General features: G+C 72.8%; 15 protein-coding genes. 5 read left to right on the top strand and 10 right to left on the bottom strand.

The features are described from left to right. Window positions 1–22: 22 nt before the first annotated feature. From AC0VXQ_RS01135 to AC0VXQ_RS01120, 4 genes are all read right to left on the bottom strand, one after another. Window positions 23–964, bottom strand: a complete 942-nt coding sequence (locus AC0VXQ_RS01135; protein WP_058730443.1) for a hypothetical protein — start codon at window positions 962–964, stop codon at window positions 23–25. 153 nt (window positions 965–1,117) lie between these two features. Beyond that, window positions 1,118–2,452, bottom strand: a complete 1,335-nt coding sequence (locus AC0VXQ_RS01130; protein WP_100463756.1) for a glycosyltransferase 87 family protein — start codon at window positions 2,450–2,452, stop codon at window positions 1,118–1,120. Next, on the bottom strand, window positions 2,449–3,789 hold the full coding sequence (locus AC0VXQ_RS01125; protein WP_058730445.1) for a glycosyltransferase 87 family protein: 1,341 nt from the start codon (window positions 3,787–3,789) through the stop codon (window positions 2,449–2,451). The genes AC0VXQ_RS01130 and AC0VXQ_RS01125 overlap by 4 nt, the downstream gene beginning before the upstream one ends. Further along, window positions 3,786–4,328: a hypothetical protein gene (locus AC0VXQ_RS01120; RefSeq protein ID WP_058730446.1), complete on the bottom strand. Its 543-nt coding sequence runs from the start codon at window positions 4,326–4,328 to the stop codon at window positions 3,786–3,788. Before AC0VXQ_RS01120 ends, AC0VXQ_RS01125 begins: the two co-directional genes overlap by 4 nt. A gap of 116 nt (window positions 4,329–4,444) precedes the next feature. Between AC0VXQ_RS01120 and AC0VXQ_RS01115 the strand changes: the two genes are divergently transcribed. Then, window positions 4,445–7,363 carry a multicopper oxidase domain-containing protein gene (locus AC0VXQ_RS01115; RefSeq protein WP_475528811.1) on the top strand — a complete coding sequence of 973 codons (2,919 nt, stop codon included), beginning with the start codon at window positions 4,445–4,447 and terminating at the stop codon, window positions 7,361–7,363. A 148-nt stretch (window positions 7,364–7,511) separates the two neighbouring features. On the opposite strand, the gene AC0VXQ_RS01110 is transcribed toward AC0VXQ_RS01115, so the two are convergent. Further along, a complete protein-coding gene (locus AC0VXQ_RS01110; RefSeq protein WP_475528809.1) occupies window positions 7,512–8,531 on the bottom strand; it encodes a sulfurtransferase in 1,020 nt (339 codons plus the stop codon). Between the two features lie 90 nt (window positions 8,532–8,621). Here AC0VXQ_RS01110 and AC0VXQ_RS01105 point away from each other — a divergent pair, with 90 nt between their 5' ends. Next, window positions 8,622–9,818, top strand: a complete 1,197-nt coding sequence (locus AC0VXQ_RS01105; RefSeq protein ID WP_058730448.1) for a cytochrome P450 — start codon at window positions 8,622–8,624, stop codon at window positions 9,816–9,818. 45 nt (window positions 9,819–9,863) lie between these two features. Here the strand turns inward: AC0VXQ_RS01105 and AC0VXQ_RS01100 are convergent, their stop codons facing one another. Further along, the gene (locus tag AC0VXQ_RS01100) at window positions 9,864–10,472 is read right to left on the bottom strand and encodes a lytic transglycosylase domain-containing protein (protein WP_475528806.1); all 609 of its coding nucleotides are present in this window, start codon (window positions 10,470–10,472) and stop codon (window positions 9,864–9,866) included. Between the two features lie 177 nt (window positions 10,473–10,649). Between AC0VXQ_RS01100 and AC0VXQ_RS01095 the strand changes: the two genes are divergently transcribed. Continuing rightward, window positions 10,650–11,903 (top strand): threonine/serine exporter family protein, encoded by a 1,254-nt coding sequence (locus AC0VXQ_RS01095; RefSeq protein ID WP_475528804.1) that lies wholly within the window; start codon window positions 10,650–10,652, stop codon window positions 11,901–11,903. Between the two features lie 107 nt (window positions 11,904–12,010). Here AC0VXQ_RS01095 and AC0VXQ_RS01090 read toward each other — a convergent pair whose 3' ends face one another. From AC0VXQ_RS01090 to AC0VXQ_RS01080, 3 genes are all read right to left on the bottom strand, one after another. Next, on the bottom strand, window positions 12,011–13,312 hold the full coding sequence (locus AC0VXQ_RS01090; protein WP_232238568.1) for an aminotransferase-like domain-containing protein: 1,302 nt from the start codon (window positions 13,310–13,312) through the stop codon (window positions 12,011–12,013). Window position 13,313: 1 nt separating this feature from the next. Then, a complete protein-coding gene (speB, locus tag AC0VXQ_RS01085; protein ID WP_475528803.1) occupies window positions 13,314–14,516 on the bottom strand; it encodes an agmatinase in 1,203 nt (400 codons plus the stop codon). Between the two features lie 329 nt (window positions 14,517–14,845). Next, window positions 14,846–15,598 carry a fructosamine kinase family protein gene (locus tag AC0VXQ_RS01080; protein ID WP_061225563.1) on the bottom strand — a complete coding sequence of 251 codons (753 nt, stop codon included), beginning with the start codon at window positions 15,596–15,598 and terminating at the stop codon, window positions 14,846–14,848. Between the two features lie 99 nt (window positions 15,599–15,697). On the opposite strand from AC0VXQ_RS01080, the gene AC0VXQ_RS01075 reads away from it, so the two are divergent. Continuing rightward, the gene (locus AC0VXQ_RS01075) at window positions 15,698–16,474 is read left to right on the top strand and encodes a glycerophosphodiester phosphodiesterase family protein (RefSeq protein WP_058730452.1); all 777 of its coding nucleotides are present in this window, start codon (window positions 15,698–15,700) and stop codon (window positions 16,472–16,474) included. A 119-nt stretch (window positions 16,475–16,593) separates the two neighbouring features. On the opposite strand, the gene AC0VXQ_RS01070 is transcribed toward AC0VXQ_RS01075, so the two are convergent. Beyond that, window positions 16,594–17,598, bottom strand: a complete 1,005-nt coding sequence (locus tag AC0VXQ_RS01070; protein ID WP_061225562.1) for an apurinic/apyrimidinic endonuclease family protein — start codon at window positions 17,596–17,598, stop codon at window positions 16,594–16,596. Between the two features lie 221 nt (window positions 17,599–17,819). Between AC0VXQ_RS01070 and AC0VXQ_RS01065 the strand changes: the two genes are divergently transcribed. Beyond that, complete coding sequence (locus tag AC0VXQ_RS01065; protein WP_061225561.1) at window positions 17,820–18,386, top strand: helix-turn-helix domain-containing protein; 567 nt, start codon at window positions 17,820–17,822, stop codon at window positions 18,384–18,386. Window positions 18,387–18,516 lie beyond the last annotated feature (130 nt).

Below are 18,516 nucleotides of genomic sequence, written 5' to 3'. Positions count from 1 at the left end.
CAACCACTTCGCAGATCACCGATCACCTGCTCGGAGCGGTCCACGGCGGCAGGCCGCGCTCCAGCTGGCGGACCAGGATAGCCTCCCCGAGGATCCGTCGGAACTGCGGCCAGCCGCTGTGCAGCTGAGGCCACCCGGCCCGCAGGATGAACCATCCGAGGTTCTGGATGGCCTTCTCCCTGGATCTCTCCTTCACGATGACCTCCGGAGCCGGGCCGTAGTCGGTGTACTTGAGGGAACCGTCGATCTCCAGGGCGAGCATCAGCTCCGGCCAGGCCATGTCCAGGAAGAACCTCCCGCTGGCGGTGTTCACCCTGACCTGCAGCTGCGGCAGCGGCATGCCCGCCTCCGCGATGCGGAACCGAGCGATGGTCTCCGCCACGGACCCGGCCAGCCCGTCGGCCCGTCCCAGGACAGCCAGTCCACGGCGGTTCCCATGCCTCCCCGGGGAGTGGGTGAGTTCCCGCTCGATGGCGGCCCTCTGCACCCCGCGGGCCAGGATCTGATCCAAGATCACCAGGGCGGGAAGCGCGTCCAGACTGCGCGCGCACTCCACGGCCGTGGTCTGCAGAGAGGTCACCGGCAGCCCCAGATCGGTGATCTGCCGATCCTCGGAGAGCCCGCGCAGCAGATGCCCCTTGACCAGCGGCGACGACGGGTTCGGGCGGGGATCGCCGCAGATGTGGATCTCCTCGGGCACAGGAGACAGGTGCAGCCCCCAGGCCAGGGCCGCTGAGGTCCTGGAGAAGGTGATCGGCCCGGTGCTCACGCTGGCGTAGGCGAGATGCCTGGCCAGGGCCCGGCGCTCCGGGGTGAGCCGTACCCAGTGCTCGCGGTCCAGATAGCAGCCGCGCCAGACCTTCACCCAGTCCCCGCGGCGCAGCGGGTGTTCGGATTCTCCCTCGCGGCGCATCCGGGAGACGAGGTGCAGGTCATCGGCGGTGATGAGGCGCTTCCTGTCCATGGGACCACTGTCCCCCCGGGAACAGGACGCGGGGAGCCGACGTCGGAAATCTGTGGATAACCCCCGGCCAACTCCCGTCTGTGGAGTGGTTGGCAACTTAGGGAGTGGCTACACCGCTCCACAACCCGCCAACCGCTCCACAGATCCCGGAGATCATTTCCCGGCGGGCAGGGGGTCGTGGCGGTGGCGCCAGATCTGGGTGATCCACAGCAGGACCAGCAGGTAGTGGGCGAGCATCGGCAGGCCCGCCGCGATCTGGGCAGGACGGGAGACGTAGTCCAGGTTCTCGGTGGTTCCGGCCACCGTGGCCGCCAGCCACAGCGGCGAGTAGTACAGGCCGACGAAGGCCGCCCACGCCAGCACCTGCGCGGCGGTGCGGCGCCAGTCCCGCTCGCGGAAGGCCCACGGCAGCGCGTCCACCAGGAAGGCCGCCACGATCAGCGGCAGCCACGTGTTGTGGTGGGACCAGGAGATCGGGGACATCTCCAGCATCAGGAACGCCGTCAGGCCGATCACCGACAGCCGCATCCCCCGCCGATCCAGCACCGGGATCACCGCGGCCGTGCCCACCAGCAGCACCGCGATCAGCAGCCAGTGCAGCCCCGACAGCAGCGCCGTCGGCATCTGCGCATGGTACCCCTCCAGGGTCAGGTGCATCAGCCAGCCCTGCACCGAGATGTTGTCCGGGTAGTTGATGTTGCCCACCCGGGTGGGATCCGAGACCGCCGAGGTCCAGAACTGCACCGCCTGGTGCGGCAGCAGGAGGAAGCCCAGGGCGATCGTGCCCAGGAAGGACGCCCCGAGGGTCAGCACGCCCTTCACGTCCTTGCGCATCAGCGGAATGAGCCCGAAGACCAGCGGGGTGAGCTTGATGCCCCCGGCGATCCCGATGAAGAACCCGCGCGGCAGGCGGGTGGCCGGTCGCAGCAGATCCCCCAGCACCAGCAGCATGATCAGCGGATTGATCTGCACCAGCCCGATGCCGCGCCGCCACGGCCCCGAGAGCAGGATGACCGCGGTGAGCACGGCGATCGTCGTCGTGCGGCCCAGCTTGTCCTGGAAGGGGATCCGCCGGCCGCGGTGGTTGACGTAGTCGTACACGATGGCCGCGAACCACCACGCCACCGCCACCGAGAACGCCAGCATGATCGCCTGACCCAGCCACATCGGGATGAAGGCGAAGGGCAGCAGGATCAGCGCCGCGAACGGCGGATAGGTGAACGGCAGGAAGCCCCCACCCAGGGGCACCAGATCCCGGTCGTACAGGTCCGCGCGCACGCCGTCGCTGCCGAAGATCGTCGCAGCGCCCGTGCGGTACACGGAGAAGTCCAGCCCGCCCACCAGCATCGAGTACGTCAGCTGCGCACCCACCACCGCGACGACGACGACCCACGCCCCGATCTGCCAGGCGCGCGAGGGCCCGGGAACCGCGGCATCGCGGTCTCGGCGGGAAGGCTGGGGACTCGACGAGGCGGCGGGGGAACTCACCCTGCCAGGGTACCGTGCCGCTCGCCGCGCACCGCATGCACCGCGGTGACCACCACCAGCGCGTACAGGACCGCGGCGGGCAGGGTGCTCGCCGCTCCCCCGGTGCCCCAGCCGAACATCCCGGCGACCCACGGCCCCAGCAGCAGCGGACCGATGAAGAAGCCGACGCCGGCCACCCACGCGGCCGCGTCCAGCCAGATCCGCGCGCCCCGGGAGACCCCGCCCCACAGGCTGGGGCGCACCTCCCACGCCCACGCGAACACGGCCACCGGCAGCCACACGAAGTGGTGGATCCAGGAGATCGGGGAGATCTGCAGCATCAGGAACGCCGTCACGGAGACCTCGGAGAGCACCAGACCCCTCCGGTGCAGCAGCGGCAGCAGGGCCGACGTCGCCACCAGCAGCACCAGCACCAGCAGGACGCGCAGCAGGCTCAGCGCCGGCCCCGCGAGGTGCAGGTGCGTGAGCCACCCCTCCACGGAGATGTTGCGCAGATCGCCGAGCCCGCCGACCCGGGAGGAGTCCCACAGGGCCCCGGCCCAGAACTGCGCGGACTCCTCGGGCAGCAGCAGGAATCCCACGGCGACGGTCCCGGCGAAGCTCGCCGCGAGGGTCGCCAGGCCCCTGAGATCCCGACGCATCAGCAGGATCAGGCCGAAGGCCAGCGGGGTGAGCTTCAGCCCGCCGGCGATCCCCACGAGCACTCCCCGCGGCACCCGGGTGCCCGGACGCAGGAAGTCCGCGAGCACCAGCGCCAGCAGCAGCGGGTTGATCTGGCCGAAGCCGAAGTTGTCCTGCCACGGGGAGCTCGCGCAGATCAGGGCGAACACGAGCCCGACGATCGCGGCCGTCCCCAGGCTCGCCTGCCCGGGCAGGAGGACGCCGCGGCGGTTGACCGACGCCACCAGGACCCACGCCAGGCACGCCGCGACCGCGAAGGTCAGCAGCGCCACAAGCACGGAGCCCGAGAACCAGCTGATCCACGCCAGCGGCGCCATGACCAGGGCCGCGAACGGCGGGTAGGTGAAGGGGAGGGAGGAATCTCCGATCGTGGAGATGGGCCCGCCGTACAGGGAGGGCGCGGCCCCCGGGTCCCCGACGACGATGCGCGCGGCCTCCCGGTAGACCTTCAGATCCCCGGACCCTCCGAACACCGCCGAGGAGAACTGGCTCCACAGCATCCACGCGACGAAGGCCCACACCGCGGCGCGCAGCAGGACGAGGGCTCCCCCGCGGGCGGGTGGGCGAGCCGGCCGGTCCCGGTGACCCGCGGAGTCCGCGTCGGCCGGGGTGGATCCCGGACGGGCCCGGTTCATCCCCGGGCGGTCATCGCTCACCGGGCGAGACGGGAGGACCGGCCGGCTCCTCCGGAAGCGGCGTCGTCCTCATCGGCGGGGGCGATGGCGTCGGCGTCGTCCTCGAGGTCCTCCCGGGGGCGGTCCTTGGGGCGGGCGACCAGGTTGGTCGGGCCCTGACCGGCGGGACGGCGACGGCGACGGGTGCGCCGCGGGGCGGCCTGCGGGTCACGGGCCTTCTTGGGCATCCCGAGGATGCGGAAGAACAGCTCCGCGACCAGCACCGCGAAGGCCGCGTAGTACAGGTAGGGGGACGGGTACAGGGAGTAGACCCGCATGATGTTCCCGACCGCGGTGAGCACCAGGGCGGCGAAGCCCAGCAGCATCAGCACCGCGTGCACGACGCCGAAGCGCGGGGCGTCCTTGGTCCGCCACGCCAAGTACACCGCCATCAGCCCGAACAGCAGCGGGAAGAAGACCTGCCCGGACAGGGCGATGGTGTCCCCGGTGTACTGGTACATGCCCATCGCCTGCAGGATGGCGGCGGCGACGAGGGTGACGACGGCGGGTAAGGATCTCACGGGCGCCCAGTCTAGCCGCTGGCCCCGGGTTCCCGGCCGGGGTTCCCTGCCCGGCGTCTGCGCTCCCGGCCTCCACCGCGCGGGCCGGTAAACTCGCATGGGAGAAGCATGATTCGATGACGGCCCCGGGAGGCGCGACGACGGTGACGGTCCGGACGCGAGGCGAGCAGCAGGCACGACGCCCGGGCGGCGGCAGGTCCAGCTGGCACCGCCGAGCCTCCCGCCCGGTCACGGTGTGGATGCTCGTGCTGCTGTTCGCCGTGCTCTTCCACCGGTGGCTGCCCGAGGCCCGATGGACCCTGGTGCACCTCGTGGCCCTGGGGCTGATCGCCAACTCCATCCTGATCTGGTCCCAGCACTTCGCCGAGGCCCTGCTCAAGCACCGCCTCCCGGACTCCGCCCGCCCCGCCCAGCTGCGGCGGATCCGGACGCTGAACCTCGGCGTCGTCGTCCTGATCGCGGGGATGGTGCTCACCCCGTACCCCGCCGTGCACGTTCCGGCGGTGCTCGGCGGGGCGGTGCTGGTGGGCGGGGCCGTCGCCTGGCATGCCGCCTCCCTGGGGCGCCAGCTGCGCGCGGCCCTGCCGGCTCGCTTCGCGGTCACGGTCCGGTGGTACATCACCGCGGCGTGGCTGCTGCCGGTGGGCGCGGTGCTGGGGGCGGTGCTCGGCGTCGCCGATCTCAGCGCGGCCGGGCACGCCCGGGTCCAGCTGGCTCACGAGGCGGTGAACGTGCTGGGCTTCGTCGGGCTCACGGTCACCGGGACCCTGCTGACCCTGTGGCCCACGATCCTGCGCACCCGGATGCCGCAGAGCTCCCTGCCGCGCCTGCGTCTCGCGCTGGGGCTGCTGCTGGCCGGCGTCCTGGGCGCCGCGACCTCGGCCCCGGTCGGCTGGCGCTCGACGGCGGCCGCGGGCCTGGGCGCCTACGCCCTGGGTGTTGTGGTGCTGCTGGGGTGGCTGGTGAGCGTGGCCCGCACCCGTGCCCCGCGGGACTACGCCGGGCTGTCCGTGCTGGCCGGGATCTGCTGGCTGCTGGCGGGTGCCGTGTGGACCGGGATCCTCGTGCTGCGCGCCGACTGGGCGGGTCTGGATCTGACCCCGGTGACGCCGGTGTTCGTCGCGGGCTTCCTGGTGCAGGTGCTGCTGGGGGCGATGACCTACCTGCTGCCGGCCACCATGGGCGGAGGGCCCGCCGCGGTGCGCGCCGGGAACCGGGAGCTGACCCGGCTGTCCTGGCTGCGGGTGACCGTGGTGCAGCTGTGCCTGATCCTGTTCGTCCTGCCGCCCGCGCTCACCGGGTCCTGGGTGCGGGCCATCGCCTCGATCCTCGGAGTCCTCGCCCTGGCGGCCTTCCTGCCCCTGATGATCCGCGCCGTGCGCGCCCAGGTGGCCGCCCGCCGGGCGATGATCGTCGCCCGGGCGGCCACAGCCGATCGGGGGCGTCCGGGCGATTCCGAGCCTGGAGCGGAGCCCGGGTCCGCGGCGGGGTCGGCCCCGTGGGCGCGGCCGGGCTCCGGGCCTGCCGCCCGGACGGACCCGGCCTCCGAGGCGTCCGGCCACGCCGCGGGGTCCCCGCCGAGCCCCCGGCGGGATCACGGCGTCGCGCCCGCGCACCCGCGGCGGGAGATCCTCGCCGGGGCGGGCCTGACCGCGCTGGGCGTGGCCGCGGGCCTGGCCCTGGACCCCTCGGGTCTGCAGCGGGCGCTGCACGGGCTGGGTCGGGAGCCGGCCGGCACGGGGCACACCACCCGGGTGGCGGTGAAGGCCACCGCCGCGATGCGCTTCGAGCCGGCCGAGATCACCGTGCCCGCCGGGGACCGGCTCATCCTGGAGGTCACCAACGCGGATGAGACCACGGTGCACGACCTCGTCCTGGACGGCGGAGCCACCTCCGGGCGGCTGGACCCGGGGGCCTCCGCGTCGGTGGACGCCGGGGTGATCACCCAGGATGTGGACGGATGGTGCTCGATCGCGGGGCACCGGCAGATGGGCATGACCCTGCGCATCCGCGCCGACGGCGCCTCCTCCCCCGGCGAGGAGTCCTCGGGGCGCGGGGACTCGTCCGCTGACGGGCAGGGCGCGGGCACCGAACCGGCCCTGGACCTGCAGGCCGCCCCGGGGAAGGATCACCGCACCCGCTCCGCGGTGCTGGACCCGGCCGCCGTCGACGGGCTGGAGCCGAACGGGACGGGCGGGGTGATCCACCGGGTGACCCTGACCGTCACCGAGCAGACCCTGGAGGTGGCCCCCGGGGTGGCGCTGCGCGCGTGGACGTACAACGGGGATTTCATGGGACCGACCCTGCGCGGGCGGGTCGGGGACACCTTCGAGGTGACCCTGGTCAACCGCGCCTCGATGGGCCACTCGGTGGACTTCCATGCCGGGGACATCGCCCCGGATCAGCCGATGCGCACCATCGCCCCGGGGGAGTCCCTGGAGTACCGCTTCACCGCGCACGGGGCCGGGATCTGGCTGTACCACTGCTCCACCGCGCCCATGTCCAGTCACATCGCCGCGGGCATGTTCGGGGCGGTCGTCGTCGACCCGCCCGAGCTGCCGACGGTGGATCGGGAGTTCCTGCTGGTGCACAGCGAGACCTACCTGAAGACCACCGGCCGGAAGGACGACGCCGGTCGGCAGCTCACCGAGGTGGACCCGGCCCGAGTGCCCACCGGGGTGCCGACCCTCGCGATGTTCAACGGCCACGCGACCCAGTACGCCGCCGAGCCCCTGGAGGCGCGCACCGGGCAGCGGGTGCGGATCTGGACCCTGGCGGCCGGGCCGAGCCTGGGGATGAGCTTCCACGTGGTCGGCGGGCAGTTCACCACCGTGTACAAGGAGGGGGCGTACCGACTGCTGGAGGAGCGCGACGCCTTCGGGCGCACCGGCGGTCGGGCCCAGGCCCTGGACCTGGCCAGCGCGCAGGGGGGCTTCGTGGAGCTGACCTTCACGGAACCCGGCACCTACACCTTCGTCAACCACTCCTTCGCGCAGATGGAGCGCGGCGCCCGCGGCCTGATCCGGGTGGAGTGAGGCTCCGGCGGCGCACCCCTCCACCGAGCCGGCGCATCCGTTCCCAGAAACGCGAAAACCGGGAACCGATGCGCCGCCTCGCGGAAGACCGAGCGGGACATGGGTACGGATGCGCCGGGTCGCGAGAGGCCGGGCTCGGGCGGAAGGGTCAGTCGGTGGCGGCGGGGCGGTCCGTGGCCGAATACTGGGACCAGGAGCCCGGGTACAGTCGCGCCCGCACCCCCGCGCTGGCCAGGGCCACGATCTCGTGGGTGGCGGTCACCCCGGAGCCGCAGTACACGATCGGCGTCTCCTGTGCTTCGGGGTCCACCCCGGCCTCGGTCAGCCGCGCGCGGATCTGCTCCGGGGTGCGGAACAGCCCGTGCTCGTCGATCAGGTCCCGGTGGAACAGATTCCGCGCGCCCGGGATGTGCCCGGCACGGGGATCCACCGGCTCCTCCTCCCCGCGGTAGCGCTGCGGGACGCGGGCATCCAGCACGACGCCGCCCGAGGACGCCGTCTCCTGGGTCTCGTCGATGTCGGCCAGCCAGGAGTCCTCGAAGGGTGCGGCGGCGAAGGCCCCGGACTCCTCCGGCTCGGTCTCATCCGGCCCGGCCTCCAGGGCGTCCTCGCCGTGGGCGGCCACCCAGGCGGGCAGGCCGCCGTCGAGCACCGCGGCCTGGTGGCCGGTGGCCCGCAGCAACCAGACCAGCCGGGAGGCGGAGGCGCCGGAGGCGTCGTCGTAGGCGATGACCAGGGTGTCCTCTGCGATGCCGCTGATCTCCATCGCGGCGGCGAAGCGCTCCTCCATCGGCAGCGGGTGCCGTCCCTCCTCGGGGGAGGCGGGGGCGGCGAGCATGAAGTCGAGGTCCACGAACACGGCCCCGGGGATGTGCCCGGCCTCGTAGGCCTCCTCCCCGGAGCGCCCGTCCAGGTACCAGCGCACGTCCGCCACGCGTACGGGACGCCCCTCGATGGGCGCGGTGCGCAGGCGCTCGTCCTCGGCGGCCAGCTGGGCCTCCAGCTCCTGCAGCCGCTCGGCGGTCAGCTGCTCGGGGTTCTCCAGGGCGCGGGCCGCCTCGCGGGCGGCGGCCCGGTGCCGGGCGTTCTCGGCGGCGGCGTTCTCGGCCGCGCGCTGCAGGGAGGCGAGGTCGGCGACGGAGACGATCCAGGGCAGCTCGTGGGTCATGGGCCTCATCCTACGCGGGGGACCAGTGACGGCCGATAATGCGCATTGTTCGTACTAGATTGGAGGGGCAGCCGTGATCAGGGAGGATCCATGACAGTCCGCAGACCGGAAGACACCACCGTTCCCGCCGACTGGGACCCCCGTTCCCCCGAGGTGCAACAGGATCAGATCGCCGCCTACGACGCGCTGCGAGCCCACTGCCCTGTGGCCCACGACGACTACCTGGGGTACACCCTGCTCAGTCATGCCGACGTCGCCGCTGCGGCCCTGGACCCGCAGACCTTCAGCAACCGCGTCTCCGATCGGCACGTCGCGGTGCCCAACGGGTTGGACGGACCCGAGCACACGGCCTTCCGCCGCATCAACGACGCCTACTTCACCCCCGAGCGCATGGCCGCCGCCGAACCCGTGCTGCGCACCGTGATCCGCGAGCTCATCGCCGAGCTGCCCGCCGGACACCGCGTGGACGCGGCCGGGGAGTTCGCCCGCCAGTACGCCCTGCGCATCACCGCCGCCTTCATGGGGTGGGAGGAGGAGTATCGGGAGCCGCTGAGCGCGTGGGTTCAGCGCAACCGGGAGGCCACGCTGCGCCGGGACCGCGCGGAGATCGGTCGGGTGGCCCTGGAGTTCGACGGCACGATCCGCCGGATGCTCGCCGACCGGACGGGCTCCGCCGGGCTCGATGCCGAGGGCCGCCCGCGCGACGTCACCGCCCAGCTGATGCGCGACGTCGTCGAGCTGCCGGACGGCGCCCGCCCGATGACCGAACCCGAGCTGATCAGCCTCATCCGCAACTGGACCGTGGGCGAGCTGTCCACCATCGCGGCCTGCGCCGGGGTGCTGGTGCAGTTCCTCGCCTCCCACCCCCGCGAGCAGGAGCGGCTGCGCAGCGATCCTACGCAGATCCCCGCGGCCGTGGAGGAGATCATGCGGCTGCGGGACCCGCTGGTGAGCAATCGGCGCGTGACCACCCGCCCCGTGGAGGTGGGTGGCCGGCGCCTGCCCGCCGGGGCACGGGTCACCCTGAACTGGACCTCCGCCAACAGGGACGAAGCCGCCTTCCCCGACGCCGCGCAGTACCGACCGGACCGCGATCAGTCCGCGAACCTGGTGTACGGAACCGGAATCCACGCCTGCCCCGGCGCACCCCTGGCCCGGCTGGAGCTGCGGCTGCTCGTGGAGGAGCTGCTCGCAGCCACGACCGCGATCGAAGAGGCCGGGCCCACCGCCAACGAGGTCTATCCCGTGGCCGGGTTCTCCTCGGTGCCCGTCATCGTCCGCCGCTGATCGCCGACCGCGCCGGGCGAGGGCGCGCCGCGCGTCGGCATCGCCTCAGCCGTCGCAGGTGCGGGCGTACTTCTCCTGCTGCAGCCGCATGATCTTGTCCACGTAGCTGCGGGTCTCCGGGTAGTTCGGCACGCCCTTCGCGTCCTTCACGGCGTTGGGTCCGGCGTTGTACCCGGCCAGGGCGTAGCGGATGAGGGCGTCCTCGTCGTCTCCGGCCAGGTCCGCCAGCTCGGTGCGCAGGTACTTCATGTACCGGCCCTGCGCGGCGATCGCGTCGTGCTCGTCCATCGGGTCCCCGTCCCCGCCCCAGATGTCCCAGGTGTCCTGGGTGAACTGGGCGATGCCCATGGCCCCGGCGTGCGAGTGGGCGTCCGGATTCCAGCCGGACTCGGCGTCCAGCTGCGCGGCCAGCACCCGCACGGGGAAGCCGGACTCACGGGAGGCGCCCTCCAGATCCGACACGAGATCCGCGGGAATGGGGCTGGAATCCGCAGCGGTGCAGGTCTCATCCGCGGGCACGTAGTCGGTGACGGCCAGACCCACCGCGCCGACGACGAGCAGCCCGAGAGCCGCGAGCACCTGCCAGTGCTGAACGGCGGCACGCAGGGCACCCCGTCCCCGCCCGCCGCGGGCCCTCTCCTGTGATTCGCTCATCGCGCCCCAGCATACGGGACGCGTTCTCCCCCTCCGCCCGACGACGCCGGGACCCCGTCGTCGCGGGATGCTCGGCCCGCGCGCGTCCCGCTTTGTCGGCCTCCGGTGCGAAGCGCAGGATGGAATCAGCGACCTCCGGCGCAGACCGGGAACCCGGCCGCGGAAGGAGGAGCGAGGATGAACGCGGATCCCGAACAGGAAAGCCGGGAGGAGCGTCTGGGGGTGGTCGGGCAGGCCGCGCAGCTGATGCTCACCCACGGCAGCACCACCTCGGGGACGGTGCAGGCCGTCGAGGATCTCTCCCGTCGCCTGGAGGTGCCGGTGCGCCTGCTGCCCGAATGGGACGGCTCCGTGCTCGCCTCCCCGGACGGCCGGCTCCACCGGCGCCTGATCGGCTCCCCGACCGGGGTGCACATGGGCGTGGTCGTGAACGCCATGGCGCAGCTGCGCGCGCAGCCGAAGCCCTCGGCCCGCGAGCTGTCCCGGCGCCTCGAGGACGCCGCGTCGACGCCTGCCTACCCGCTGCCGATCTTCGCGCTGGCCTGCATCACCGGCGCCTGCTCCCTCGCGGCGATCTTCGGTGCCCGGCTGCCCGTGTCCTATGTGCTGGTGGCGGTGGCCGCCGGGCTGGGCGCGGTGATCCGGCGGTGGCTGGGTGGGCGCGGCGTCGGGCCGATCGGCCAGGCCTTCGCCGCCGCGCTGCTCGCAGGACTGGCCGGGGCGCTGACCGTGCACCTGGGCACCGCCAGCGACGCCCGCCTGGTCGCGGTCTGCCCGGCGATGGTCCTGGTCCCCGGCCCGCACCTGCTCAACGGGATGCTGGATCTGGCGGCTCGGCGCATCACCCTGGGCTGGGCCCGGCTGGTCTTCGGCACCCTGATCGTGGTCGGCATCAGCATCGGGCTGCTGCTGGGCCTGGCCCTCGGCGGGGCCCAGCTGCCGGTCCACGCGGCCGGTCGCTCGGTCGCCTGGTGGATCGACGTGCCGGCGGCCGCGGCGGCCGCCGCGTCCTATCCGGTCTACTTCTCCCTCCAGGCCCGCTACATCCCGCACGCGGTGCTCGCCGGGGCCGCGGCCCACGCGGTGCGGTGGGTGCTGCTGGGGCCGGTGGGCGCCGGCGTCGTGGTGGGTGACTTCATCGCCTGCCTGGTGGCCGGGCTGGTGGTGGCCCCCGTGGTGCTGACCCGGCACGTGCCCTTCGCGGGGATCGGCTTCGCGGCGGTCGTGGCCCTCGTTCCCGGCGTGTTCGTGTTCCGCACCGTGGCGGGGCTGATGGGCCTGGTGACCGGGCCGAGCCAGGATCTGCTGCTCAGCGTGACGACGGACGCGGCCACGGCCGCCCTGAGCCTGGCGGCCATGACCCTCGGTCTGCTCACCGCCCACGGCCTCGCGGTGCGGCTGCGCCCCCGGCGGCTGCGCGCACGCCCGTAGCCCCGGTCTGGCGGGCCGGATGCCGCGAGGCGGCGCATCCGTTCCCGGAAAGGAGTTTTCGGGAACGGATGCGCCGCCTTGGCGCTGAAGCATCGGCTCGCTCGGGCTCAGAGCACCTCGGCCAGGCGCCGCACCCCCTCGGTCAGGCGGTCCGGGGCCACCGAGGAGAAGGCCAGGCGCAGGTTCCGGGCGCCCGGGCGGGTGCCGGCGTCGTCCACCGCGCCCCCGGCCGGATCCGTCCCGGGCGTGCGACCCATCGTCGGGTCATCGTGGAAGGCCGTGCCGGGGACGAACACGACGCCGTTGTCGATCGCCGGGGCCAGGGCCTGCGCGGCGTCGTCGTACCGGCCGCCCTCCGGCAGGGTCAGCCAGGTGAAGAAACCGCCGGTCGGCGTCGTCCACCGGGTGCCGGCCGGCATGTGCTCGCGGCACGCGGTGAGCACGGCGTCGCAGCGCTCCCGGTACAGCGCGGCGGTGCGGCGGGTGTGCGACTCCCACAGCCCCTGCCCCATGAACCCCAGGACCAGGCGCTGGGAGAGCACCGACGGGCAGATCGTCACCGCCTCCCCCGCGATCTGCAGGAACTTGCGCACCCGCGGCGGCGCGACCATCCAGCCCACGCGCACCCCCGGGGAGAACACCTTGGAGAAGGACCCCAGGTAGATCACGGCCTCCGGGTCGTAGGAGTGCAGGGACGGCAGGCGCTCACCGGAGAAGGACAGCTGACCGTACGGGTTGTCCTCCACCACCAGCACGTCCTGCTCCCGGCAGACCCGCACTAGCTCGGCCCGGCGATCCTGCGCCAGCGTCACCCCGGTGGGGTTCTGGAAGTTCGGGATCGTGTAGAGCAGCTTGACGCGCTTGCCCTGCTCCTTCAGCTCCCGGATGCGGGTCTCGACGGCGGCCGGATCCAGGCCGTCCTCGTCCAGGGGCACCTGGCGCACATCCACCTGGTAGCCCTCGAACACCCCCAGCGCCCCCGTGTACGTGGGGCCCTCCGCGAGGATGACGTCGCCCGGATCGCAGAACAGCTTGGTCACCAGGTCCAGACCCATCTGGGAGCCCGCGGTCATCTGGATCTCCTCGACCCGCGGGTGCGAGCCCTCCGAGCGCATGAACTCGGTGACCAACTCGATCAGCGGCTCATACCCCGCCCCCGAGCCGTACTGCAGGACCTCCAGACCCTCCTCCGCGATGATCCGCGAAGCCATCTCCCCCAGCTCCTGCAGCGGCAGCAGCTCCAGGTCCGGGTTGCCCCCGGCCAGGGAGACGATGCCGGGGCGCATCGCGACCTCGAAGACGTCGCGCACCGCCGAGGGACGGAAGCCTCCGGCGCGCTCGGCGAAGCCGCGCATCAGCCGCGCGTCGGCGCCGGTGGCGCCCTCCATCAGCTCCTGGATGCTCGGCACCTCAGGCCTCCTTCCGGCCGGTGGTGTCGGGGGTTCCGGCGACGTCGGCCACGGGCACCACCCGAACCTCGTCGCGCCGGGCCCGTCCGGGGCGAGCGCCGTAGACGGCGTCGGCCTCCCCGTAAACCGGGGAGCCGGCGTCGGCCCCCGCGCCGAGCGAGAGCAGGGTGATGAACTCGTAGACGATGTGGGCGGCGGCGATGCCGGTGATCTCGGCGTGGTCGTAGGCCGGGGCGACCTCCACGACCTCCGCACCTACCAGGTTCAGCCCGCGCAGGCCCCGCAGGATCTCCAGGATCTCCCGGGAGGTGGCCCCGCCGGCCTCGGGGGTGCCGGTGCCCGGGGCGTGGGCGGGGTCCAGCACGTCGATGTCCAGGGAGACGTACAGCGGACGGTCCCCGATCCGCTCGCGCAGGATCTGCACGACCCGGTCCACCCCGAGCCGGTAGATGTCCGCCGAGGAGACGATGCCGAAGCCGAAGCGGGCGTCGTCATCCAGGTCCTCGGTGCCGTACAGCGGGCCGCGGGTGCCCACGTGGCACAGGGCCTCCGTGTCCAGCAGGTCCTCCTCGAAGGCCCGGCGGAAGGGGGTGCCGTGGGTGTACTCGGCGCCGAAGTAGGTGTCCCAGGTGTCCAGGTGCGCGTCGAAGTGCAGCAGCGCGATCTTCCCGTGGCGCTCGGCCAGGTTGCGCAGGTTCGGCAGGGCGATGGTGTGGTCCCCGCCGATGGTGACCAGGCGCGTCCCGTCTTCGGTGAGCTCCCGGGCTCCGGCCTGCATCGCGGCCAGCGCCTCCTCGATGTCGAAGGGATTGCCGATGATGTCCCCGGCGTCGGCCACCTGCACCCCAGCGAAGGGCGAGTGGGACTGCGCCGGGTTGAAGGGCCGCAGCAGCCGCGAGGACTCCCGCACGTGGTTGGCGCCGAAGCGGGCGCCGGGCCGGTAGGAGACGCCGGTGTCCCACGGCATCCCGGCGACGACGACGTCGGCGTGCTCCACCTCGTCCAGGCGAGGCAGCCGGGCGAAGGTCCCGCTCCCGGCCCAGCGAGGCACCTGCGCGGCGTCCACCGGGCCGAGGATCTGCCGCCCGTCCGAGGCCGTGGTGGTGACCCGCCGGGGACGAGCGGAGAAGCTCGCGGCGGGGGTGGGGGTTCCGATGGATCCGGTGGTTTCGGTGGGGTCTTCAGCGGGGTGCTGGTCCGTCATGGGATGCTGCTGCCTTTCGACGACGAGGATGTGATCTGCGTCGTTTCCCATTGTGCAACAGAAGTTGCCCCAGCGCTTCCCCTTCTTCGAGGACCCGCACTCCCGACGCCCTCCTCCTGCATCGACCCGGCACTCCCGTACCCACCCCTTGCGCTCGAGACACCCTCACCCCCACCGACCCGGCGCCCCCGTGCCCATCAGCTCACCGACCCGGCGCTCTCGTTCCCGCGCCCCACCGAGCCAGCGCTCTCGTACCCGAAAAGTCGAAAATCGGGAACAAACGCGCCGGGTCGCGGGAGGGACGCGCCCGAACGGGCGCGGAGCCCCGCTCAGGCGTAGCGGCGGGCGATCTCCAGGGCGCGGGTCACGTAGCCGCCGCCGAAGAGCACGGCGTGCAGGAGCATCAGGTGGATCTGGTGCAGGGCCACCCGGTCCTCCCAGCCCTCCTGCAGCGGATGGACCTGCTGGTACCCCGCGATGATCTCGCGCAGATGCGGCGCGCCGAACAGGGACAGCGCCGCGAGGTCGGATTCGCGGTGCCCGCCGAAGGCGGTCGGGTCGATGAGCACCACCTCGTCCTCGGTCCACAGCACGTTCCCGGACCACAGGTCCCCGTGGCAGCGGGCCGGGGCGTCGTCGTCATCGAAGTCCCCGGCACGCAGGCGATCGCACAGCTTCCCGAACAGCGCCCGCTCATCCGCCCCGAACCTCCCCGCGCGCACCAGCGGCGCCACCCGGGCGGCGGCGCAGAACTCGCCCCAGGAGCCCCACGAGCCCAGGCGCAGGTCCAGCTGCTGACCGGCGGGCCCCTGGTAGCCGTCCCCCTCCCAGCCGTCGGGACCGGCGCCGAAGGCCGGGGCTCCGGCATCGTGGGTCACCGCGAGCGCCTGGCCGAAGGCCCCGGCCACGGACTTCGACGGCGCGGCCTCCCGGATCCGCTCCAGCTCGAGCCCGCCGTCGGGCCGACCCAGGACCCGGCAGATGCGCACCCCGCCGTCCGGCTCGGCGCGGGCCAGCCAGTCCAGCCCCGCGGCCTCCCAGTCGGCGGCGCGTCCCGTGGTGTTCTTCACGAAAGTGTCCATCCCTCCGGTTTATCACGGCGGATGCGCATAGGGTGGGGGTTCCCGAGCGGTTCCCCCGCCGTTCACCCTGCCGTCGATGCGACCTGTTGGGATGGAGCCGTGAGCTTCCTGATCGCCCACCGCGGGCACAGTGCCAGAGCACCCGAGAACACGATGGCGGCCTTCCGCGCCGCCGCGGACGCCGGCTTCGGCTGGATCGAGACGGACGTCGACCTGCTGGGCGATGGCACCGCCGTGCTCATCCACGACGCGACGCTGGAGCGCACCACCGACGCCGTCGGGCCGGTGGCCGAGCTGATCCGCACGGATCTGGCCGGGATCGACGCCGGCTCCTGGTTCTCCTCCGCGCACGCGGGGCAGCGGGTGCCTCAGCTGGGCGAGCTGATCGAGCTGGCCGAGGTCCGCGGGCTGAATCTGAATCTGGAGCTGAAGCTGTCCGATCCGACGCCGCGGCGCACCACCCGGTTCCTGGAGACCGTGACCGAGCACCTGGATCGGCTGGCGCCGGAGCGGGAGGTGATCGTCTCCAGCTTCAACCATGAGCTGCTGGCCGCGTTCCACCGGGCAGCCCCCGGCTACGCCACGGCCTGCCTGTTCGAGCCGCTGCAGATGGCCCCGTGGAGCCGACGCTCCGAGTGGCGCGAGGCGGTGCGCAGCACCGGGGCGACGTGGGTGCACCCGCACCACCGGGACCTGAGCCGGGCCACCGTGCGGTTGCTGCACGCGGAGGGCCTGGGCGTGAACACCTGGACGGTGAACGATCGGGGCCGCTCCCGCAAGCTCGCCGCGTGGGGCGTGCGCGGGATGTGCACGGACGGCCCGGAGCGGGTCATCCGCCAGTTCGCCCGGATCCCCGCCGGGCGGCACAGCGCCTGAGCCGCGCCGTGCCCGGGGCCGCCGCCTGAGCCGCGGCCGACGCCGCCCCCGCACCCTGGGAGCACCACGCCTGCCCCGCGCAGCCCGGGACCGACGTCATCCCCCGGGCACCCGGCGGGTCACTGGTAGGTGACCACCCAGGGCTTGGGCTGCAGCTCGTAGGTCTGCTGCGGGGTGAACATCGGGGTGTCCTCGTCGTAGAAGTTCTTCCAGGACATCCAGATGCCCTTCGGCAGTCCCTCCTGCAGGGCGTTCCAGGTCTCCTTCTTCAGCTCCGGGGTGCCGTGCCCGTCCGCGTGCAGGGTCAGGGCCAGCTCCTGGTGGGAGGTGTCGATCTGCTCGCGGTTGGTGATCATTGTCCCGGCGAACTGGTGGATGACCACGGCTTTCTGCGGCAGCTCGTGCTCGCGGGTGATCGCGGCGATGTCGTCCAGGGTCCGGTTGATCTCGGAGGCGTCCACGGTGCCGATCTGCTGCAGCGGCAGCTCGTCCGGGGCCAGGCGCCACTCCGGGTCCAGGCCGACGCCGACGTTCGGCTCGGCCAGCAGCTCCTTGTACTGCTCCACCTGGCTGGGGAAGTCGGAGCGGCCCGGCTGGAAGTCCAGGACCACGTAGATCCCCTCCTTCTTGGCCACGTCCATGAGCGGCTTGAGCTGCTCCACGGGGATCTCATCCGAGTAGTCCCCGTCCGCACCGGGGGCGCTGGAGGCGGTGGTGGTGATGATCTCGAAGGCCGGGATTACCTTCTCCTTGCTGTACTGCTGGTAGTCCTCGGCCATCTTCTTGACCCGCTGCGCGGATTCCTCCGGGGACCGCTCGCCCAGCGCGCCCAGGGAGGGCCCGTTGGGGGAGCCGTACAGGGCGACCATGCGCCGGTCCGGGAACATGGTGCGTCCGCCGCCGACCAGCTGCGCGTCCTTGCCGCTGGTGGTCGGGCTGGCCGACGCCGACGTCGAGGCCTGGGCCCCTCCGGCGGACCCGGACGCGGAGGCGGCGGCGGAGCCCGATCCGGAGGCGGCGTCGTCGGAGTCGGCGGAGGAGCCGCACCCGGACAGGGCGAGGGCCGCGGAGGCGAGCAGGGCGATGGCGGCCGCGGGGCGGCGAGCTGAGACGAGGTGGTTCATGTCGCTTTCGGGTGGGTCGGTGCGATGACGTTCTGCCCAGCCAGCGTAACGAGAACCGCCCTGACCTGCCCATCCGTGTCACTCGCCCCCCGGTGCTGCCGCGCCGAACCGTCATCGGCGTGGGTTCCGACGGGCCGATCAGCCACGCGGGTGACGGTTCGGCGCAGATGGCAGGATCGTTGGGGAGATCACGACGCCGCCCACCCCACCAGGAGCGACCCATGAAGGCCCTGCCGGTCCAGCAGTCCGAGCGCGACCCCGAGCTCGGCGCCCGCCTGCGCAACCACCGGCTGCGCGCGCACATGACGATCGAGCAGCTGGCGGGGGCGGCCGGGCTGACCAAGGGCTTCCTCTCCCGGGTGGAGCGGGACCAGACCTCCCCGTCCGTGGCTTCCCTGGTGAAGATCTGCCGGGCGCTGCGAGTCCCGGTGGGTCAGCTGTTCGAGGAGCCGCCGACGACGGTGGTGCGCCTGGCGGAGGCCCCGCACGTGGATCTGGGCGGCACCGGGATCGCCGAGCGGCTGGTCTCGGCCCCGGAGCTGGAGGGCGCGCAGGTGATCCGCGCCAGCGTCGCCCCGGGCGGGGAGGGCGAGGAGGCCCTGTACACGGTGGAGTGCGAGACCGAGCTGCTGCACGTGATCTCCGGGCGCTTCCTGCTGCGCACCGCCGCCGGGGAACACGCCCTGGGCCCCGGGGACACGGTGACCTTCAGCGGGCGCGAGCCGCACTCCTGGCGCAGCCTGGGCGAGGAGCCGGCCGAGGTCCTGTGGATCCTGCTGGCCCCCTGACCGGCCGGGCCTCAGGGTTCCGCCGAACCGTCACCCACGTGGCTCAACAGCGCCCCGGAAGCCACGCCGATGACGGTTCGGCGCAGGCAGCGCAACACGGTGGTGATCCGCACCCAGTATCGTGAGGCCA

It is taken from the genome of Rothia sp. QJM3NY_36 (assembly GCF_056173115.1).
The sequence above is the reverse complement of the archived record's forward strand: the minus strand, read 5'-3'. Positions and strand labels throughout refer to the sequence as shown.

Bases quoted from the DNA above. Each gene is read 5' to 3' on its own strand.
- AC0VXQ_RS01100 (WP_475528806.1), bottom strand. From the start codon at position 10,472: ATGAGCGAATCACAGGAGAGGGCCCGCGGCGGGCGGGGACGGGGTGCC.
- speB (WP_475528803.1), bottom strand. From the start codon at position 14,516: ATGACGGACCAGCACCCCGCTGAAGACCCCACCGAAACCACCGGATCC.
- AC0VXQ_RS01105 (WP_058730448.1), top strand. From the start codon at position 8,622: ATGACAGTCCGCAGACCGGAAGACACCACCGTTCCCGCCGACTGGGAC.
- AC0VXQ_RS01095 (WP_475528804.1), top strand. From the start codon at position 10,650: ATGAACGCGGATCCCGAACAGGAAAGCCGGGAGGAGCGTCTGGGGGTG.
- AC0VXQ_RS01065 (WP_061225561.1), top strand. From the start codon at position 17,820: ATGAAGGCCCTGCCGGTCCAGCAGTCCGAGCGCGACCCCGAGCTCGGC.
- AC0VXQ_RS01110 (WP_475528809.1), bottom strand. From the start codon at position 8,531: ATGACCCACGAGCTGCCCTGGATCGTCTCCGTCGCCGACCTCGCCTCC.
- AC0VXQ_RS01135 (WP_058730443.1), bottom strand. From the start codon at position 964: ATGGACAGGAAGCGCCTCATCACCGCCGATGACCTGCACCTCGTCTCC.
- AC0VXQ_RS01115 (WP_475528811.1), top strand. From the start codon at position 4,445: ATGACGGCCCCGGGAGGCGCGACGACGGTGACGGTCCGGACGCGAGGC.
- AC0VXQ_RS01070 (WP_061225562.1), bottom strand. From the start codon at position 17,598: ATGAACCACCTCGTCTCAGCTCGCCGCCCCGCGGCCGCCATCGCCCTG.
- AC0VXQ_RS01080 (WP_061225563.1), bottom strand. From the start codon at position 15,598: ATGGACACTTTCGTGAAGAACACCACGGGACGCGCCGCCGACTGGGAG.